The organism is Shimia sp. MMG029 (assembly GCF_027947445.1).
Classification (GTDB): Bacteria; Pseudomonadota; Alphaproteobacteria; order Rhodobacterales; family Rhodobacteraceae; genus Shimia.
In genome coordinates, this window is the sequence record NZ_JAQJIM010000005.1 from 38,220 (window position 1) to 58,142 (window position 19,923).

The window sequence follows — 19,923 nt, forward strand, 5'->3', positions numbered from 1 at the left end:
ATGCAGAAAATCCGTACTCAAGACGATTGGATCGCGCGCGCTAGGGAGGTTCTGCCAGCGGGGGGCTTCGGAAATTTTGATCCAGGCATCATAATCGCACGCGGAGAAGGTAGCCGTGTGTGGGATGAAGATGGCAATGAATATGTGGACTATTTGATTGGGTCTGGGCCGATGCTGCTTGGGCATGGACATCCAGAGGTGTTGGAAGCCGTGTTGGAACAATTGCCGAAAGGCATGACCTTTTTTGCCAACAACGCGAAAGGCATTGAGTTGGCTGAAGCCATTGTTGGTGCGGTGGCTTGTGCAGAACAGGCGCGTTTTGTGACCTCAGGCGGCGAAGCGGACATGTACGCGATGCGTCTGGCGCGGGCCTACACCGGGCGCGACAAAATTCTGAAATTTGAGGGAGGTTATCACGGTATGAGCGCGGAGGCGCAGATGAGCCTCGCCCCGGTGAAACATGTTAACTTCCCGCAGGCCGTTCCAGATAGCGCAGGCATTCCGCAGAGCGTCGCCGACCAGATGCTGATTGCTCCTTTCAACGATTTGGCGGCGGTGGAAGCGCTTTTGCTGGAGCACAAGAGTGTCGCGGCGATTATTGTTGAGCCACTGCAACGCATTATCCCGGCTGCGCCAGGTTTCCTGCAAGGTCTGCGCGATCTATGCGATCGCTTCAACCTGTTGCTTATTTTTGACGAGATTGTAACGGGTTTTCGTCTCGCCTACGGGGGCGCGCAGGAGCGATACGGCGTTGTCCCAGATATTTGCACTCTGGGTAAGATCATTGGAGGGGGATTTCCGCTCGCAGCCATTGTCGCCAGTCATGACATTATGCGGCACTTTGACAAGTGTCAGGTTGGTGATGAGGGGTGGTTGATGCAATTGGGGACGCTCTCTGGCAATCCAATGGCTGCCACGGCAGGTCTTAAGACCATGGAGGTGCTGAGGCGGGCGGGGACATATGAGCGGCTTCGCAAGCTTGGATCAGAGTTGCAGCGCATGCAATCTGAGGCGCTGGCAAAGGCGGGTATTGCTCATCAGATTTGTGGCGACGAAACCTTGTTTGACATCTATTTTACAGAAACCTCTTGCACCGATTACCGCTCCGCCGTGCATACAAATCAGACGCATTGCGCGCGCTGGAATGCGGTATTGAGAGCCAACGGCGTTTTTAAAAGTCTGGGCAAGATGTACCCATCCCTGGCCCTTACATGCTATGACCTTTCATTGACGCAAAGGGCGGTAGATGCAGCCACCAAGGCGATCACGTAGCGTATTTTGGTTGAATCGCGTTTTAATGTGCAATTCAGATGGGTTGTTGCATTACGGGGCTATCTTGCGTTCGCGGCAAAAGGGCGAATTGTAGCAAATCAACACAGCAAAAACCCATGTATGGTCTAACATACAGTAATCGTTTGTGATTTTGGGTTTATGGCGGAGACGAAGGAATTCGAACTATATAATAAAATCAATAATTTAGAGCGACCAACCTGCCTAAACCTACCCTATCTGCCACTTACTGTTTTTTCCGACTTGGCTAACCTATCTGCCAGTGCTTTTTCCGTCCTACCAAGCATTGCCTTCCGACTGAAGAGGGGGATGCCGCAATGAAAAATGGCAAGGCTCAAAAGAAATTTCCTGGAGCGACCTCCTATTTGGACCGCCATGGAAAGCGTCGTTGGCGATACAGAAGAGGTGGTAATTCTGTTGAGCTTGGGGCCAACTTTGGGTCGGAGAATTTCCGAGAGCGATACGAGCGCGCGATTGCTGGGGGAAAAGCCCAGGGCGGAAAAACGCAATCGCGTTACAGTTTCAGCAACCTTGCCAAGGCATACCGAAAGACCGCTGAATTCATCAACACGTCACCCTCAACTCAATCAAAACGTAGCCGGATTATTGGGAACTTCCTCGCTGAACACGGGTCTAAGTCTGCCAAAACCATTCGTCCGCGGCACATCCGAAAAATTCTCGAAGCAAAGCGCGAAACGCCTGCGGCTGCGAATGACCTGAGATTGCTCCTGGAAGCAATGCTGGATCTTTCATTGGACCTGGAATGGCGGGATGACAATCCAGTCAGCGGGATCAAGCCGTTCCCCGCTACGCGGCGTACAATTCACACCTGGACTGAAGACGAAATTGAGAAATACTTGGAGTGTTATCCACCCGGCTGTGCGGCTCATACGGCCATGATTTTGATGCTCTACACCGGCGCGGCAAGGGTTGACGCAGTCCGTTTGGGCCCCAAAAATTTGGTCAATGGGCGCCTCAAGTATTTCCGACAGAAAACGAAGAATAGTGGAGGTGTTGAGATTGATATTCCTCTACATCCGGAGCTCAGCGCTTGCCTCAAACCTTTCATTGAAGATGACGTCCAAACGTTTCTTCAACTGTCAAATGGAAAGCAGCGTTCTGAAAAAGGTCTTGGAATGAGTTTTCGCATCTGGTGCGACAGGGCTGGTTTGTCAGAATGCACCCCCCATGGTCTTAGGAAGGCAATTGCTCGCCGATTGGCGGAAGCTGGCTGCTCCCCACATGAGATCATGGCGGTCACAGGCCACCGTGATCTGGAAATGGTAGCATTGTACGCTTCTGAGGCCAGACGTGAAGGTCTGGCAAATCAGGCAATCGATTTGCTTTCATAGGAAGTAATCAAAAGTGTAGTGCATATTCAAAGCTGCAGTGAGCTCCTGTCCGGAAACTTCGTCGAGAAAAGCGCAAACAAGACCCGTGAGTGGATCGAAAAAGCCACTACAGCTTGAAGTTGTGCTCCAATTGTGCAAACCCAAAAAGATAGTAATTTAGTTCTTGGTAGAGGTCATTTTGAATTCAGGGCAAGTGAATTCGGGGGATCTGAGACGATCAATTGACTGGGATGCTGTAGCCTCCCACCTCGACGCGTTGTACTCCGCAGCTGACGGGCTCGAGAAACTTTTTCCTGGGCGAAAATTCACTCTCGATGGCCACCTCGTAGGAAGCATCGGAGAAGTCGTCGCTGCATATGTGTTCGATCTGACACTGAATCCAGGCTCGACACAGGGTCATGATGCCAAATCGACCGACGGAAGAAACGTCGAAATCAAACTGACCCAAGGACGATCCGTCGCCATTCGCCACGAGCCTGAACACTTGATCGTGCTTCAGCGCCCGAAAGGCGGTCCGATGCGGGTTGTTTTCAACGGGCCAGGATCATGTGCTTGGAAAGCAGCTGGGCGGATGCAACGGAATGGTCAACGACCAATTTCCCTGAACAAGCTCTCAAAGTTGAACGAAACAGTTGATGAGAGCTGTCGGATCCCAATGCGTCGAGCTATTCCAGTTTAGATTGTGAAGGATAATTCAATGAGTAGTGCTCTCCCCGCAGGTAAAAAGATGTGGATCCGTGCTTTCTATGGCTTTGGTCCCGAAGGAGACGGATACGTCGGCTGGTCTCAGGAAGCTGGCAGGAACCACATTCTGAAACACATTCAGGACGGCGACCTGATTATGATCTACGGTGCCGGGTCCGTTGAAACGGAAAAGACACTAAGATCACATGTGCTGGGTTTCGTACAGGTAGATGCCACGCCTATTCGGGATGTCGACAAGTCATCCGAAGATTCTTTGGCTTGGAAGAAGAGCAGAGGCTGGCAGGAAAAATGGACCTATGGGATCCCGGTCAGGCGCGCTTGGCGTGTCGATGAAAAGGTCATGATCAGCACCATTGCTTTCAAGACCTACAGACCAGAGGCGGGTCAGGCCATTGGCGTCTGGGGCGCTGAACTCCAGGAAGAAGAGATCAAACAGGCACTCAAGATCAAAGTGTCTGAGACCAGTGTTTTCGGTGAACCGCCTGTGACATCGGATGCGCTCACAAACAGTCCCTTTGGAGAAGAGTTCAAACCAACCAGGGGTTTTCCAGGAACCAGCGGCAAGCGAGAAGCGAGTTATCAGGATGGCGAGACATTCCTCTACTTGGCGAAATACGATGGGAATGCCCACGCTTTCTTAGGAAAACCCAAAACATTCGGGCCACAGCCAGCGGCGTTCAAAATTGGCGTCTCAAATGATGTGAAGGCGCGTATGGCTCAGTTGAATTCAGGCATTCCACCGGCGGCAAAGGCTCGCTGGGTTCCTGAGATGGAAGCAAGCTTTCCTGACCGAAAAGCGGCAGAAAATGCAGAGAAACTTTATAAGGACAACTGTAAACTCGAAAGCCTGGGTGGCGAGTTCTTCTGGGGGAAAGCTGAAGATGCGAGCAAGGCGTTCCGTAGCCTTCCTGGCGTATCGCGTTTTTGAAGCCCTGGTAGAGCAAAAAACGGATTGTCAGATTATGCGATAGCTTCCAGCACGGCGAGGTTGGGTCCAGCTCTTCGAGAAGGCGAGCGCAGGCGTTGCAGGCTGGTCTTCAGATGACTGCATAGGGCTACAAGGGCATCGACCCTGAGCATATCAGGTTTTCTGGGATGGCAGACTCTAAATCATGGTGAGGGATTTCGCGGGCAGCAGGTCACGAGAGCTCGACCTTCATTTCGCTGTCTCTTCCATTGTTAGATAGTGTCCAGCGCTGAGATCTGAGGATGTTTCCATCGTCACACATGGTCTTGGTTAATGTCGATTTTGATTCAGGATGCAATACGATCCAGAGAAGGTCAAAGGCTGCCTCCCGCTTGCCGTGATCGATACCGTGCATCTTCAGAATCTTGTTAATTTCGTAAATCCGCGCTCTATCATCCATTACTTATCTCTCCGTTGGACCCAGACTGACTATCCCACCAGGACAATTCTGGACATGATCGAAACCCAGACGCTCCATTACCGCAGGGCGAAAGCTTTCAATCACCCCATCCGACCGCACCGCCAGATCCTGCGCTTTCTGCAGGCCTTTGCAAACAGTTTGCAGATAGCCATCCCAAGGAATTAGCTGACTGCCCCTTCTGTTGGACCCAGTGCCTTCAATGCACCTGTCCGATGGAGACGATGATTGCGGGGCGCCTGCTCCAACGCAATCCTGACGAGTGAGAGCCGGAACAACGCCTCGTGAGCCGAAGCATCGCACTGTCAAAAAAACCTAAGCGGTATTTGGGCGGCCGATCGTGATGGCTGCCCACAGCAAGTCGTCCCAAGAGACGCTGAGGGTTCCAGAACCCAACCTGTACGAAGAAAGGAATTTCTCGCTGATGTAGGAGATGACCAGGCTCTTGGTCCGAGTTCGGATCGGGTTCACTCCGCCGCCTCCAGCGCTCCTGTTGCCGGCTCCAGTGCCTCGTGGAGCAGGGCTTCAAGCAAACGGGTGCGGGTGGCGCCGACGGTGGTCAAGGCGACCTCCAGCCGGTCGCAGAGGGTCATGAGAGCGTCGACCTTGGCCACGATGCGGTGTTGTTCGGCGAGGGGGGGCAACCAGAAAGACAGGTTTCCGAACTCAGTCAGGTTTACATTCTTCAATCCGACTGCGGATCTGATCGGTTTTTCGATCTGATCCCTGATGAGTTGCGAGTTCATTGCCATCCAGACGTACTTGGTATTCACGTGCTTGACGTCGGTGCGCAACCTCACCAGATACCCGGCAAAAGCCATGCCGTCCGCTTCGATTGGGACCACGGCCGATCGTCCAACGATATCGAGGCTGCCATTTGAGCGGATCATCAGTAGATCGCCTGCTGCCAGAGCAAGGTCTGCCTGCTCTCGTTCGTTCAGGGGGCCGAACTTCATGTCGTCCAAAGTCACTTCACCTAAAGACACGTTTGGAATTCGTAGAACCGGGACGAGAGAAGTGTCCGCCCCACACTTGGTTGAGGTGCCGTAGCGCATGGAGACGGCAATGTCTGATAGCCGCACACCTGCCCAACCAATCGGCAACTCAGACGCTTCTGTATCGGAGGCTGGAGGCAGCCCGCGCGCACGTTTGGATTTTCGGCTCGCATCAGCATCTCTGGCCTCCGCAATCTTTGCCAAGGACACGGAAGCCGGTTCATCCTTTGGATCTTGCTCCACCAGCTTGCCGCGGACGGCGAGGTTGAGGATGGTTTGGCGGAGAGACTTGATCTGGTCTGGACGGGATGTGAGGGATGGTAGCGCATCCAGAGCGAATTGGGCGTGGGCGGGGAATTCGTCGGTCGAGGTCTCCGGCGCGGTCAGGCGGGTGAGGCTGGCGGCGGTGAGCTTGTTCCGCGTCTCTTCCCGTGCCACGCGCGCCTCTTCCAGCCGATCGCAGAGCGCCATGAGCTCATTGACCCTGTCGACAATACGGTGCTGTTCGGTCAGCGGGGGGAGTGGCAGCGGCAGGAGAGAAAAATCCTTGTCGTTGATCGCTGGATAAGCTTGTCCGCGCTGATCCCGTTCAACGCATTCGACCATAAAGGGGCTGCGCAGCGCTATCCAGAGATACCAAGGCAACACGAGGTTGTATCCATTTAGAATTGCGAAGGCAGTACTGGCGATGGGCGAAGGTTCAAAGTCTTCGGTGATAACGGCGACGTTCAGAAGATATGGTCGCACACAGGAGTAGATGACATCGCCCTTTCGAGCGATTTTTCGGGCACGGCTTGGAGCTTCGTCACGTTCCAGAACCTTTGGGTCGGAAACGACACCAGCTTCTTTGTCTATGGCTGATACGTCGATGTATGTGAACTGAGCGGACGGAATTTCCTGCCCGCGATCACTCGTGACATCTCGCATCCGCGCCCATACCCACGAAGATGGTAAGTCGAAGGGGGCGATATCAATCGGCGGAAGCTTTTTGGGTTTCTTGATTTCACTCAGCGAGTGAAGGCGTTTTCGCTCTCGATCGATCCGGACCAGCAGTTCTGAAGCTGGCTCATCCTCCGCATCCTGCTCCACCAGCTTTCCACGAACTGCCAAGTCCAGCACAAACCGCCGCAGCCGCGCAATGGCATCGGGAGCTTCACTGATTTGTCCATAAACTTCTAAGAGGCGTTCCACATTCATGGTTTGGCAAACTCCTCGAAAGAAGGGCCATCCTTAAGCCGAAACTCAACCTCGTAGGATTTGAATGAAACGGATGGCACAACCTCGAGTGCATAGTGCAGCTGCGGGTCACCTTCCGTGGCAACGACAAGCCCTTCGACCTGCTCTTCGCCTTCGGCCAGGTGTTTCTGAACCCAGCCCATGTAGCGCAGCACTTGGCCCACCACGGCGTCCGAGGATTTCTCACGCTTGAGTTCGATGACCATCCAACGAGGCTCGCGCTTGTGCCGAGCCAGGAGGTCAATCCTCCCGATCGGAGTGCGGAATTCGTAGCCCGCCTCAGGCTCTCCATCTCGCGTATAGATGTCCCAATCGTGTGCAAGGTCCAGCACGTCCCAGTTGTCGAACATGTAATCGTGCAGATGGCGTTCAAGCGCGAAGCGGGTTGCCTTGGCTGGGCTTGTGGCTCTGGTAACCTCATCGGATGACGTTGCTGGCTGCTCTGCAGCCTCGTCGAGCTGGCCAGAACCCAGGTACCACCAAATGGTATCGAGCGTCCAAAGGTCCACATCAAGCGCCTTTGCAAGTGCTACAAGCACGTCATTCACGTCCGCATAGCGTGTGCCGAAACTGGCACCGCGCGGGGCATGGGGAAGCAAGCCAATCTCGGCCAAGCCATCATGTGACGTGTTGTTCCAAACCCCGTATTGGTCAGGGTACGCAACGTGCAGGATCGCAGTGATAATCCCCTTTCCCATCCCCTTGACATCGGTGACTGGTTGCATCCGGTTCGCAACCGGGCGAGTTTCATCCACCAAGGCTCCGAGGGCTGAGCGCGTTTTGTCCATGTCGGCGCAAATGCGGTTCACCTGGCGATGCAAACCGGTCCAGTGCTGGTTGTTTTCAAACCGCAGGAAGGATCTGATCACGTCCTCTTCGATGGCTTCTACGCGTCCGGGCTGGAATGCAGGACTATAGCGCGCCAGGACTTCATCCTTGGCTTCGAGGATGTCTTTGATCTGCGCATCATCCACCATCGCGGCCTTAGCTGCGCGTAGTTGACCCAGGGCGCTTTCAGGAATCGAAATCCGGGTCATCGCAGAAGTGCCTCGGAGAGGATGGATTTCAGCTCGGCCCGCAAGCTTTCCACCGAAGCTTCGGCGGCTTTTAGTTCAACCAACAACTCTTCCGGGTCACCAAGGTCATCTTCTTCCTGGTGAGGATTCTTGATGTCGAGATTGAACCCTCGCTCCTTGATCTCATCAATCGAGACCTTCCAAGCGCGTTCGCTTTCGACGCGACCTTCACGCCCGGATCCGCCCCACCAGGCCGCACAATCATCCAAATGCTCCAGCCGGATTGGCTTGGTCATGGAATAGGCCTTCTGCGTTTCTGGTACCCGGTGCTCCCAATACCAGACCTCGTTCGTCGGAGAGCCTTTCTCGAAGAACAATAGATTGGTGCCGATGGATGCGTAGGGTTTGAAAACTGAATTCGGCAACCGCACAATTGTGTGCAGGTTGCACTCGGTCAGCAGATGCTCTTTCAGCCTGGTCTTGATACCTTCGCCGAAAAGGGATCCATCCGGAAGAACCACTGCTGCACGACCGTTCGTCTTCAACAAGCGGATGATAAGGGCCAGGAAAAGATCTGCGGTTTCCCGGGTTTTGAACTGCGGAAAATTGTTCTCGATCCCATCCTCTTCCTTCCCACCGAACGGCGGATTGGAAAGGATGATGTCAACGCGTTCGTCCTTGGTCCAGCTGGTGAGTGGACGTGCCAGGGTGTTGTCATGCTTGACCCAAGACGGCTCCTCAATGTTGTGGAGCAGCATATTGGTCGTACACAGCATATGCGGCAGCGGCTTTTTTTCTACAGCTCGCAAGGAGGACTGCATCAGCTCCTCATCTTCAGGCCGTTTGACGTATTTATCACGCATGTGCCGCATCGCACATGTCAGGAAGCCACCCGTTCCGCATGCCGGATCGAGAAGGACTTGGCCAGGTCTCGGGTCGAGCTGTTGAACCATAAATGAGGTGACCGCCCGAGGTGTGTAGTACTCACCGGCATTGCCTGCATTCTGGAGATCATTCAGGAGTTGTTCGTAAAGATCACCAAAGTGCTGTCGTTCGGTAAGCGAGTTGAAGTCGACCTCGTTGATCTTGTTGACCACTTGCCGGACAAGTGTACCGGACTTCATGTAGTTGTATGCGTCCTCAAAGACTGAACGGACGACCCGGGCACGAGGCGTTTTGGAAGTCAATTCCTTCAAGGTTGGGAAAAGGTCGTCATTGATGAAGCTGAGGAGTTCATTTCCTGTGATGCCTTCTGGGTCGGCGGCCCAAGTGCGCCACTGGAGGTGTTCTGGGATTGGGGACGAGTATTCATCCCTCGTGAACTCCATTGCCTCATCCTGGTCATCGATGATCTTGAGGAAGAACAACCAAACGAGCTGCGACAGCCTCTGTGCGTCACCATCTACGCCCACATCTTTGCGCATAACATCTTGAATGGATTTTACGAGGTTTCTCATGGACATCGATTAACTACCCAGCTCGGCCTTTATTTGCTTAGCCACCTCCATAAAGGGATCGTCTGCGTCAGGGTAGAGCGCCTTTCGAGAAATCTGGGGAAATGTATTGCGACTCCAGAAAGTTTCCTTATTAAACTGAAACTTAGCGAGAAGTCTGCGTCCGAAGTCGACTTCAAAGGAAGAGTAGTTCTGCTTCTCAGAGTAAACACTAATGTCAGGGTATTCTCCCAACAAGTATCCTTCCTGGATATGAGGCCGTCGAGCTTGTGGAGGGCAAACACTGGACAGACGGACCGTTTGAAGACCTGCCTCCATGTCTGTTGTTATTGTTCCAGAAATGTGGGGTACCCCCAAGGCGAAAACGAACCCTTGAGGCTCCCTACTCAAAGAGGCGAAAGACGCCGCAACACGCAAGGAATAAGTTACATCGAGCAATGGCGTTTCGCAGATCTCGTAGTGCTGAAGAATTGACCAACGCAGAATTCTATATTTTTTGATCTTGATATTTCCGTCGATCGGAGCTTGCTGCCAATGTTCGATCAGCGCCTGTTCAGCCCTTCGAAGCCGGTCAAACCGAGGTGCTAAAATGTGCCGTCTGACTTGTGACTCTTCTCCCCGGAAAATACCTGGCGGGATAGATGATGCGCCAGATCTATCCTTGTAGTCCTTGGATTGACCGCGGAAAACCAGAACGTACTCGGGATTGAGGTATTGAATCTCGGCAATCTTGTCAGCGAGATCCAAATAGTTCTTAACTTGAACTGCTTCCGATTTTCTAATTTCTCCGCAAGTTCTTGAAACAGGAACGCCTCCTTCTTCAGGAATTTGAAACAGTTCCGAGCTTCCAATAGTTTTCATTAGGCGGTTTCATCGTATAGAGCGTTTTGTAAGTCTTGAACTGCGCGCAGATAGTCAGGCTTCTTGCCGAACACCTTCATGAGCTCAATCGGCGTCCCCATTTTTGAGAATGGGGTGATCTGCAGAATCTTGGTGTCATCAAGGTCAAAAACACCTTCGTCGGAATACTTCTCGAGCAGAGCTTCCAGCACAGCACGCGCTTGTTCACCGTATCGATTGAACACGTCCTTCTTTTTGACGTTTTCCGCCCGTTCTTTCCTGGTGAGCGGTTTCGCATCGAAAGCTATGTGGCAGACGAGGTCAAATGGATCGAGGTCTTTTCCCAATTCGGCCCCAATCACATTGAGGTCCAAGCCTTCTTCCGCAAGCTCCTCAATGATTGCTTTCTTACGGTCCTCAGAATTCCAGCGACGAAGAAAGTCATCAATCGAAACATAGCGGCGTATGAGATGCTTGCGAGTGAAGTCTCGCAGGCTCTCGGTGATGAGCTTGCCGTCCGCATCAAGGTATTCGACCCGCTCTTTTAGAATTGTCGCACCAACGCCATCAACATAGATTTTCCGCTTAGGGCCTTCGTCTGAGTTGTCATCCACGGCAATCGCGTCGTGGTCCGTACCAGCTTCGATCACTGTTTCGACGTCAGTACTATCCTGATCTTCTTCTCCTTCCTCGTCAGTAGAATGCGTATCCAGGTTATCGGGCGGAACCATGGGTTCATCGTCAGAAGGTTGATAGATTTGAACTGGATCCCCATCAAACTCTGGATCAGCAAAATGGTTGGTAGCCCCGCGAAAGTCCATCAGGGTGAAATAGTACTTCCCAGTATCAGCATGAACGCGTGTTCCGCGGCCGACAATCTGCTTGAACTCGGTCATTGATCCGATCTGTCGGTCAAGTGCGATCAGGCGACATGTTTGGGCATCAACCCCTGTACTCAGCAAGCGTGATGTTGTGACGACGACCGGATAAGGAGCCTCTGGGTCGATAAAATTTGCAAGTTGATTGATACCCTCTTTGTCACTGCCGGTGATCCGCATGACATATCTTTGGTCTTTTGCAACCAGATCCTGGTTCTCATTCACGAGAGCTTGTCGCATCCTGGCTGCGTGTTCTTCGTCAACGCAGAAAACTATCGTTTTCTGCATTCTATCTCCACTCTCTTTCAGGAATTGAGTAACACGTTTTGCGACCAGCTTGGTGCGGTCATCAAGCACAAGAACCCGATCAAAATCCTTCGTGTTGTAGATCCTGTCCTCGACTTCAACGCCATCGCGGTCGAGTTGACCCGCCTCCGGTCTATACCCTTCCACATCTCTATCGATATGGGACTTTATGACCTTGTATGGCGCAAGGAAGCCATCTGAGATCCCTTCCCGTAGAGTGTATGAATATACAGGGTCTCCAAAATACTCGATGTTCGAAGCGTATTCAGTTTCTTTCGGGGTCGCAGTCAGGCCTATGTGAGTAGCGCTGGAAAAATGTTCCAGGATCTCACGCCACGCTGAATCCTCGGCCGCGCTGCCCCTATGGCACTCGTCGATGATGATGAGGTCGAAAAAATCCGGCGACAGCTCCTTGTAGATTTTCTGGCTTTCCTTCGGACCTGTAAGAGCTTGGTATAGTCCAAGGTAAATCTGGTAGGCTGTGTTGATGCGTCGCTTCTTGTCAACAGCCAGCGTGAGTTCTTCTTTGCTTCCGTCAGCACGTTCGATGGTTTTCGATCGTGCTGAAAGCTTGGCCATATCCCCAATGAAGGGCCGAAAATCATTGACCATGGTCTGATCTATCAAGACATTACGATCAGCGAGAAACAAAACGCGCTTCTTGACACCTGACTTCCAAAGTCTCCAGATAATTTGGAATGCAGTAAAGGTCTTACCTGTGCCCGTTGCCATGACCAGCAGCAGGCGCTGCTGCTCCCTTGCAATGGCCTCCAAGGACGCATTGATCGCGTTCATCTGGTAGTATCGGGGTGTTTTCCCGTCGTCATAGTATGGATGGAATGCAGTTTCGGCCTGGCTGTCCGTCAGCCCCTTCCAAGCCTTGTACTTTTTCACGAGTTCATCCGGAGAGGGGAAATCATCAAGCCCAATCTGCCGTTCCATTGAAGCTGATTGCCCCGTTTGGTCATGAAACAGAAAGCCATCTCCGTTCGAAGAAAATGCGAAGGGCACACGCAGCATTTCTGCGTAGGTCAAAGCCTGTTGCATCCCATCACCGATGCTGTGCTTGTTGTCTTTCGCCTCGATTACAGCAATCGGTAAGTTCGGTTTCATGTACAAGACGTAGTCCGCACGCTTTTTTTGCCCGCGTGCAACCATCTTTCCCCGAACGATTATTCGACCTGGCGTTAGAATTGTCTTTTCTTCTGATATTTGAGTGTTCAAATCCCATCCGGCTGAAAGCAGCGCCGGCATAATGAATTTACTGCAAATATCTCGCTCTGAGAGGGAACGTTTCTGCATTTCAACCACATCATAAGTATATGACCAGCCTACCAAACCCACTCAGACATACAACCTTGAGGTTTCACCAAGTCTATGAATTCACTTTCAACTGAAAGCCGGCTCTCCAGCCTGGACGCGCCACGAGTGCACACGCCCAAAGGAAATTTCCTCCCTGATCCAGATTAGCACCTGAATCAGGGAGAAAATGAACAGCTCTGTTCACGGCCACCTATACTCGGCGCAAGGCCAGCTTGATTTGGCGGATGGCTGCCTGAAGGTCTCGAACATGACGGCGAAGCCCCTGGAAGGACTTCCACCGTTCAGCCAGTCGCCTTAGCTGCTCTCTTGGCTGATCGAAGATCAGGTGCTCCGATGTATCTATGCGCATCGCCAAATCTCCATACTCTGGTTTGAGCTCATTCAATGCGTCGACAATTTCCTCGGCCATGAGGCCCAGCGCATTCTCATCATTGACGGCCAACGGTTCGCCATCCTTCAGTCGCTGCAACAACTGTGGCAAAAGGACTTGCAACTGTTTGCCCGGATATATGCCGACTTCTTCCCACTCTTCCGCCAACCATCGGCCCTGTTTGATAGATGACAGTACTGCCTGCTCGAGCTGCTCATTGATATCTTGCGCCATGCGAAATCTCCTTTGCTTTGGCGTATCTGGAATTTGAGGTCACAATGCCTCTCAAGAAGCCGGGACGGGCAGGAGCACCCCAGCTTTGGAAATTCATACCAGCACAGCCGAGTTTACCTCATAACCTTCTGACAGAGTTGGCTGGAGTAACTCGTCGAGTTGATCCGACAACAGGCAGATCTCTTCCACGATGGGCGAAGCTGGATCGATCGCGGCAAACAGCGCAGCCTCGATGCGGTCCATGTCATGAACTTCGTTCAGGGTAAGCATGGCCTGCAGTCTGACGAAATTGCTCTTCATTCGGCGCGTGATACTCGGTTGAGTTGCCAGATCATCCATCAGCGCATGAACGCAGCGAAGCGCGGGCTGGCCACCCAGCAGCACAGCAGTATTTTGAAGCGCCTCTGATTGGTCATGGAAGAATTCTCTGAGGTCCTTGAGCGGATCATGAATTAGGTCGAACATGTTCGTTTTCCTATGCAGCACCTTCGCATAATTGCTCGGGTTACAAGGGCGTCGAATTTCCTCCTTCGGCTTGCGCGAGTTGACGTTCTGAGAGGCTGCTTTCTCTCGGTTTGATGGGTTTGTTGCTTGTGCATCTTCTTGGTCTTGGGTTTCATCAGAAAGACCCAGGGCAAGAAGATCCAGGCAGCACTCCAATATGCTTGGAGTCAGTTTTGACGGAAGCAACAGGCATCACGGGCTCGAGCCACAAAGAAACTTGCTAAACACCTTCGGCGAACCTCCAGGTTGGTTCACCATTTTTTCATTTAAGCGATTGAAGTAATTTATAAAAAATACCCTCTGGCGGATCCGGAGGAAGTCGAACCAGGAAGCTTTTTCAAAGACTTGCTCTGGCTAACCTTGCCTTTGAGCGCATTGACTTCGCGTCGGTTTCTTGCTCATTGGCGAACCCTGGCAGAACATCCAAGGGGAGGTTTAGCCCGTTCATTTATTTCTTGTGTGGTCTGCAGATGCAGAAGATTTTCCTGGCATCGTACTCTGACCAAGGGCGTTACAAAATGCCTCTGACAGTAGGCACCGCCAAGCTTTACCCCAGCTCGTAAAGCAATCTTTGATAGGCGTACTTGATGACGACTGCAAAAAAAGATCGCTAAGCCTCTTCGGAATTTTTCTTTCAGCCAATATACTGACAGAGAACGAAAAAACTGACTACGCGCCCTTTACGGCTCGGAACTTGGTGACTAATTCTATTCGCAGAGCTGCTGCTCAACCTTTGACGCAACAGCCCCTTGTCCCTCGTCCGCAATTCAGCGGTTCGAGAACTGAAATTGCTTTTGCAGGCGCTTCCAGCCATCCTTCGTGGAACGGCTTGGCGCTTGGAAAAGCACGACAAGGAGTGCTGTATGGCCAATCGCAAAGCCCAAATTACGCAAGCTGAAATTACCCGCGCCCTAAAAGCGACTCGGGAAGCAGGTTTTTCGGTCGCCAGAATCGAGTTCACGCCAAAGGCAGGGATGAAGATCTTCATAGGCGATCAAGATACCCTGGAACCGCAAAATGAATGGGATGCAGCCTTGGGTCTCGAGTGAACATGAAAAAGGCAAACAAGTATCCTGGGGTTTCTCGTCAGATAGATCGACATGGAAAAGCTCGATATCGTTACCGTGATAAGTTTGGAAACGACGCTCAACTCGGCACGGACTACGGTTCACCCGAGTTCGAAGAACGATACAAGGCAGCAGTCTCTGGCCAAAAAACCAGAGCAGTTAAAGAGTGCGCCTCCAGCAGAACTTTGAACTCATTGATCATGCGGTACTATGGGACGGCGGGCTTCATCGGGTTGGAGCCCAGCACAAAGCAGGTCTACCGCAATATCCTGGAGAGACTTCGTGAGAAGTATGGAGGCTTTGGTATCAAAAGCCTCCAAAGGCGTCACATCAAGAAAATCCTCGAGGATAAGGCAGCTACGCCTGTCGCCGCCAACAAACTACGTCACCGCCTCATTGTGCTGCTCGACTTGGCGATTGAAATGGAATGGATAGAAAACAATCCAGCGCAAGTCGTAAAGCCCATGAAGGTCAAAACGACTGGATTCCATACTTGGACTGAAGGCGAGATCGAAAAGTATTTGGCGTTCCACGAACATGGAACGATGCCTCACACCGCAATGATGCTGATGCTGTATACGGGTGCCGCACGTGTGGATGTTGTGAAGCTGGGATGGTCGAATGTTTCAGACGGAAGGCTGGAGTATGTACGGCAGAAAACACGTTCCAGCAACGGCATGGTAATCAGTATGCCTATTCACCCATCTCTCGCTGCGGTGCTCAAGGGAATCCCAGCAAAGCAAAAGACCTTTCTTCAAACCAAAGATGGCCAACAGCGATCCGAAAAGGGGTTGGGGAAAGATATGCGCAAATGGTGCATCGATGCAGGGCTACCAGGATGCACTTCACACGGCCTAAGAAAAGCCATCGCTCGCCGCCTGGCGGAGGCTGGTGCGTCCCCCCACCAGATCATGGCCGTAACCGGTCACAAAACACTGAGTGAGGTTCAAAAGTACACAGAGGCCGCAAATCGGTCTAAGATGGCAGACACTGCGATGCTGAAGATGACTCGGAAAAAGAAGGACGTATAGCAGCAGCTCTACGAGGCGAACCCCCAAATTGGGTTCGCCACGACCCCAGGTAACACACTGATAACAAAGAGGAAAAATTTATGGTGGCGGAGACGAAGGGATTCGAACCCTCGATACCGTTTCCGGTATACTCCCTTAGCAGGGGAGCGCCTTCGACCACTCGGCCACGTCTCCGCTGACCCGTATATTTGTACGGCATTTGGGGCACAAGCCCCAAAAGTACGTTTTTGTTGCTTTTCTTGGGAAGGTTGGCTGCAAGCTGATGGGGGGTGGGCAGATTCGCGGCTGATGCGCCTTATTTTATGAGGTGTGCCGGACTTCTCACATGCTTAGGTGGTCTTGAATTGAGCCTCGCCAGTGGAGGGCATGGACGTAAAATCGAAGGTTCTTTCGGTTTTACGCATGCCGTTCAAGGCGAAGTTGGTGTGGAGACTATTAAGCATTTCTAATACTTAGGGCATGGCTGCGCGCTGTGGGGTGTCTGGCAGGTTTTGTATTTGCTGCGTTCGCATATCAGGACTGAAAAAGTTCAGGCGAACGCTGGTTTTTAACCTGCAACGGGACGGTTGAATTCTGCAGGCAAACGAGTCAAAAGACCCGCGAATTCGCAGCTAGGTCGTCTTTGCCCACCCAAGATTCTGCCGATAGAGGCCGTAGATGGGTTCAGATTTTCGCGCCAAACCCACTCTAACGTAGCCTGAAAATGCGCACTAAAAAGCGCCCGGCAAATATTTATTGGATTTTGGATACAATGAGCCTATAAGGCCCTTCAGATGCTGTAGGGAGGATGCGTCTGGTGTATGGTATTGCACATTTCGGTGTTGGGGGTGCACGCGCTCTCAGGTGCATCGGCGCTCTTCCCTGTTCAGATCCCAAGAGCCTTCGCAGGGGCGCATTCCTTTGCGGCTAAACACTGGATGCCGGTGGCAGCCAAAACAAATCTCACAACTTGGAGACGTTGATAATGAAACTTCTGATGAAAACCGCGGCAGCCGGCGCGCTGGCCCTGTTGAGCAGCACGGCAGCTTTCGCAGCAGATATTGACCTGCGTTTTGCGGGTGTGTTCCCGATTGATCACCAGGGCACCAAAATGATGGAGCAGGTGGCAGCAGACGTGAACGCGGCTGGCGTTGGTCTGAACATGACTGTTTTCCCGGCCAACCAGCTGGGTTCTGGCGAAGCACTGTTTGAAGACGTTGCGCGTGGCAACATCGATTTTGCCTCCGCATTCATCTACTCTGACACCGACCCTCGCCTTGAGTTCCTGTCCATGCCTTTCCTGGTGAGCGGCTGGGACGATATGGACAGCGTGATGCGCAATCCAGAGTCCGAATTCAACAAGATCCTGCAAGAAATCACTGACGAATACGGCGTGAAAGTGATTGCTGGCAACCCAGAGGGTTTTGTGGGCATCGTGGCCACCAAAGAGCCAACCAACTGGAACACTCTGGAAGACAAGGGCATGAACATTCGTGTTTGGTCATCTGCTGTTCTGAAAGAGATGATCGAGAGCTTTGGCTTCCAGGCGACCACCATGGCTTGGGGTGATATCTTCCCAGCGCTGCAGTCTGGCATTGTGGACGGCGCAATCTGCTGCACCAAGACCGCGACTTACTCCATCTTCGCGCAGTCTGATGTTGGCAGCCACTTCATCGAGTACAACACCATTCCTGAGCAGACCTTCTACTACGCGTCTGAGCGTTCCCTCGCGAAGCTGAGCGACGAGCAGCGCGCGGTCATCGAAACTGCTATGAAGAAAGCGTCTGACGACTTCTTCGCCTACAACCGTGAGAACGATTCTGTGTTTGAGCAGAAGCTGGTCGACAGCGGCTACACCATCCTGAAGCTCAACGCTGAAGAGCAGGCGGCAATGGTTGAGCACGTCCGTACCAACATCTGGCCAACCATGGAAAGCGCTGTTGGCAAAGACGTGATGGATCGCCTGCTTGCTGCAGGTAAGTAATTGCCTTAGTGGGCCGGTGGAAATCACCGGCCCATGCTGTATTCAGCGACTACAGACCGTCACGAAAAAGAGGCGCGCAGAATGAACATTACTGAGGAACTGCCAAAGGCCATTGGGGTGCCCCTGAGTTGGGCCATGGTTCTCATGAAGATAATTGTTACCATCTCTGGCCTGTTGATGGCCGTGACATTTGGGTTGGTTGTGATCATCCGTTACGGTTTTAATGGTGACCTGTTTGCTTATGAGGAGTGGCTTCTGGCAGCCAGTATTGTGGGGTTTTTTGCAGGGGCGGTTCTGGCGTCTGAGCGCAAACTCCATATTAACGCCGATATTCTGGGAATCGTGATTACCAACCCCCGTCTGCAATGGTGGCGAGGGTTTGTTGTCCTGACGATCGAGTTGGCGGTGACATTGTTTGTTGTCTATGCCTGCTATGTCTCGCTGGCTGATGACTTCTCTTTCCCGAGGTTCCGCTCCACGCCTGCGTTGCGCATCCCATTTGTCTCCTGGCGTATTGCGATCATGATCGCCTTCGGCTTTATGTCGATGTTCTCCGCCGCATATCTCTACGTCCATATCCGCAAAGGCCTTGGCTTGCCTCTGAAGTCGGAAAGCTCTGAGGAGGCCGTACAATGATCATTGTTGGAAGTCTGGTCATCGTTTGCGTCATGCTGCTGCTTGGCGTCAGTGTATTCGTTGCATTTGGGGCTGTTTTGGCCTTCATTGCCGTGGTTGGGGATCAGTCGATCTCTGGTTATCTTCCGACTGGATCGACCGGTATCCGGTCATTGGTGCTGCTGGCGATCCCGCTGTTCATGATTGCCGGTGGCGTTATGGAAAAGGGGCGGATTGCTGCCCCTCTGGTGGCGCTTGCTGAGTTGTTCATTGGGCATCTGAAAGGTGGATTGTCTGCGGCGGCTGTTCTTGCGTGTGGTGTGTTTGGTTCGATTTCCGGTGCGGCCAATGCGACGCTGACTTGTATTGGCGGCATCATGATGCCGCATCTGAAGCGGGCCAATTATCCAGCGGGTCAATCCGCAGCGCTGTTGGTTTGCGCGAGCCCGCTTGGCCTGCTGATTCCACCAAGCTCTTCGCACATTCTATATGGCTGGGTGGCGCAGCAGCACGTGTTGAAGTGCTTCCTGTCAACTGTGATCCCGGCGATGATTTTGATCACGCTTTTGATCATCACCAACCAGTTCATGCTGCGCAAATATGACAACATCGAGTTGAAGGATCGCCCTGATCCGTTTATGCCTGCGCTGAAAGCGCAGGGGCGTGTTGCGGGCCCCGCGCTGATGATGCCGATCATCATTCTAGGTGGCATCTATGGCGGGATCATGACGCCAACAGAAGCGGCAGGTATTGCGGTGGTCTATGCGATCCCGGTGGCGATCTATTTCTACAAAGGTCTGACCTGGAAAACCCTTGCTGAGACGGTACAACGCTCTGGCATCACCATTGGCGTGGTGATGGTCATGATCTTTATGGTGGTTATTGTGTCTGACAATCTGATTGCGCAGGGCGCACCGCAGATCGCCAAGGACATGGTCTATTCGGTATCTGAAAACCCGATTGTCATCCTGTTGATGATCAATGTGGTGATGATCCTGATTGGCATGTTGATGGATGATATTTCCGGCTTGCTGCTCTCCACACCGATCCTGCTGCCAATTGCGCAGAGCGTAGGCATGGATCCGATCCACTTTGCGGCTGTTATCGGGGTGAACCTTGGGATGGCGAATATCACGCCACCGACCGCTCCGCTGCTGTATCTGGGCGCGCAGGTGACTGATACGCCGGTTGCGAAGATGCTGTGGCCGACGCTTGTGTTCATCGTGTTTGCTTGGTTGCCGACATTGCTGCTGACGACCTTTGTGCCATCAATTGCACTGTGGTTACCAAACCTGCTTTTGGGCTAAGGCGTGTCTGACAGTTCTTGAATAATGAAAGCCGGCGGGAATCTCGCCGGCT

17 protein-coding genes and 1 tRNA gene are annotated in these 19,923 nt (G+C 52.5%); 9 read left to right on the forward strand and 9 right to left on the reverse strand.

All coding sequences use genetic code 11. From position 1 onward, the window contains the following. From PJL69_RS12970 to PJL69_RS12980, 4 genes are all read left to right on the forward strand, one after another. Positions 1-1,272, forward strand: coding sequence for an aspartate aminotransferase family protein (locus tag PJL69_RS12970; protein WP_271310036.1), 1,272 nt, complete (start codon positions 1-3; stop codon positions 1,270-1,272). Positions 1,273-1,607: 335 nt separating this feature from the next. Next, the gene (locus PJL69_RS12975; protein ID WP_271310037.1) at positions 1,608-2,642 is read left to right on the forward strand and encodes a tyrosine-type recombinase/integrase; all 1,035 of its coding nucleotides are present in this window, start codon (positions 1,608-1,610) and stop codon (positions 2,640-2,642) included. A gap of 193 nt (positions 2,643-2,835) precedes the next feature. Beyond that, positions 2,836-3,321: a DUF6998 domain-containing protein gene (locus PJL69_RS20380; RefSeq protein WP_441347498.1), complete on the forward strand. Its 486-nt coding sequence runs from the start codon at positions 2,836-2,838 to the stop codon at positions 3,319-3,321. 18 nt (positions 3,322-3,339) lie between these two features. After that, the gene (locus PJL69_RS12980; RefSeq protein ID WP_271310038.1) at positions 3,340-4,275 is read left to right on the forward strand and encodes a GIY-YIG nuclease family protein; all 936 of its coding nucleotides are present in this window, start codon (positions 3,340-3,342) and stop codon (positions 4,273-4,275) included. A 211-nt stretch (positions 4,276-4,486) separates the two neighbouring features. Here the strand turns inward: PJL69_RS12980 and PJL69_RS12985 are convergent, their stop codons facing one another. The 8 genes from PJL69_RS12985 to PJL69_RS13020 all read right to left on the reverse strand — a co-directional run bounded on the left by PJL69_RS12985 (position 4,487) and on the right by PJL69_RS13020 (position 13,849). After that, positions 4,487-4,714: a hypothetical protein gene (locus tag PJL69_RS12985; protein ID WP_271310039.1), complete on the reverse strand. Its 228-nt coding sequence runs from the start codon at positions 4,712-4,714 to the stop codon at positions 4,487-4,489. Positions 4,715-5,199: 485 nt separating this feature from the next. Beyond that, positions 5,200-6,924: a restriction endonuclease subunit S gene (locus PJL69_RS12990; RefSeq protein WP_271310040.1), complete on the reverse strand. Its 1,725-nt coding sequence runs from the start codon at positions 6,922-6,924 to the stop codon at positions 5,200-5,202. After that, complete coding sequence (locus PJL69_RS12995) at positions 6,921-8,000, reverse strand: endonuclease NucS domain-containing protein (RefSeq protein WP_271310041.1); 1,080 nt, start codon at positions 7,998-8,000, stop codon at positions 6,921-6,923. The genes PJL69_RS12990 and PJL69_RS12995 overlap by 4 nt, the downstream gene beginning before the upstream one ends. Next, positions 7,997-9,442: a class I SAM-dependent DNA methyltransferase gene (locus PJL69_RS13000; protein WP_271310042.1), complete on the reverse strand. Its 1,446-nt coding sequence runs from the start codon at positions 9,440-9,442 to the stop codon at positions 7,997-7,999. The genes PJL69_RS12995 and PJL69_RS13000 overlap by 4 nt, the downstream gene beginning before the upstream one ends. Before the next feature lie 3 nt (positions 9,443-9,445). Beyond that, complete coding sequence (locus tag PJL69_RS13005; protein WP_271310043.1) at positions 9,446-10,294, reverse strand: FRG domain-containing protein; 849 nt, start codon at positions 10,292-10,294, stop codon at positions 9,446-9,448. Continuing rightward, a complete protein-coding gene (gene hsdR / locus PJL69_RS13010; protein ID WP_271310044.1) occupies positions 10,294-12,759 on the reverse strand; it encodes an EcoAI/FtnUII family type I restriction enzme subunit R in 2,466 nt (821 codons plus the stop codon). Before hsdR ends, PJL69_RS13005 begins: the two co-directional genes overlap by 1 nt. A 211-nt stretch (positions 12,760-12,970) precedes the next feature. Continuing rightward, positions 12,971-13,384, reverse strand: coding sequence for a hypothetical protein (locus PJL69_RS13015; RefSeq protein ID WP_170346238.1), 414 nt, complete (start codon positions 13,382-13,384; stop codon positions 12,971-12,973). Between the two features lie 93 nt (positions 13,385-13,477). After that, the gene (locus tag PJL69_RS13020) at positions 13,478-13,849 is read right to left on the reverse strand and encodes a hypothetical protein (protein WP_271310045.1); all 372 of its coding nucleotides are present in this window, start codon (positions 13,847-13,849) and stop codon (positions 13,478-13,480) included. 902 nt (positions 13,850-14,751) lie between these two features. On the opposite strand from PJL69_RS13020, the gene PJL69_RS13025 reads away from it, so the two are divergent. Next, on the forward strand, positions 14,752-14,937 hold the full coding sequence (locus PJL69_RS13025; protein WP_170346236.1) for a hypothetical protein: 186 nt from the start codon (positions 14,752-14,754) through the stop codon (positions 14,935-14,937). Between the two features lie 2 nt (positions 14,938-14,939). Continuing rightward, positions 14,940-15,986, forward strand: a complete 1,047-nt coding sequence (locus tag PJL69_RS13030; RefSeq protein ID WP_170346235.1) for a site-specific integrase — start codon at positions 14,940-14,942, stop codon at positions 15,984-15,986. 84 nt (positions 15,987-16,070) lie between these two features. Here the strand turns inward: PJL69_RS13030 and PJL69_RS13035 are convergent. Next, positions 16,071-16,160 (reverse strand) — tRNA-Ser (locus tag PJL69_RS13035). 790 nt (positions 16,161-16,950) lie between these two features. Here PJL69_RS13035 and dctP point away from each other — a divergent pair. The 3 genes from dctP to PJL69_RS13050 all read left to right on the forward strand — a co-directional run bounded on the left by dctP (position 16,951) and on the right by PJL69_RS13050 (position 19,871). Then, positions 16,951-17,949 carry a TRAP transporter substrate-binding protein DctP gene (gene dctP / locus PJL69_RS13040; protein ID WP_271310046.1) on the forward strand — a complete coding sequence of 333 codons (999 nt, stop codon included), beginning with the start codon at positions 16,951-16,953 and terminating at the stop codon, positions 17,947-17,949. An 81-nt stretch (positions 17,950-18,030) separates the two neighbouring features. Beyond that, a complete protein-coding gene (locus tag PJL69_RS13045) occupies positions 18,031-18,585 on the forward strand; it encodes a TRAP transporter small permease (RefSeq protein WP_271310047.1) in 555 nt (184 codons plus the stop codon). After that, positions 18,582-19,871, forward strand: a complete 1,290-nt coding sequence (locus PJL69_RS13050) for a TRAP transporter large permease (RefSeq protein WP_271310048.1) — start codon at positions 18,582-18,584, stop codon at positions 19,869-19,871. Before PJL69_RS13045 ends, PJL69_RS13050 begins: the two co-directional genes overlap by 4 nt. The last annotated feature ends 52 nt before the right edge of the window (positions 19,872-19,923 follow it).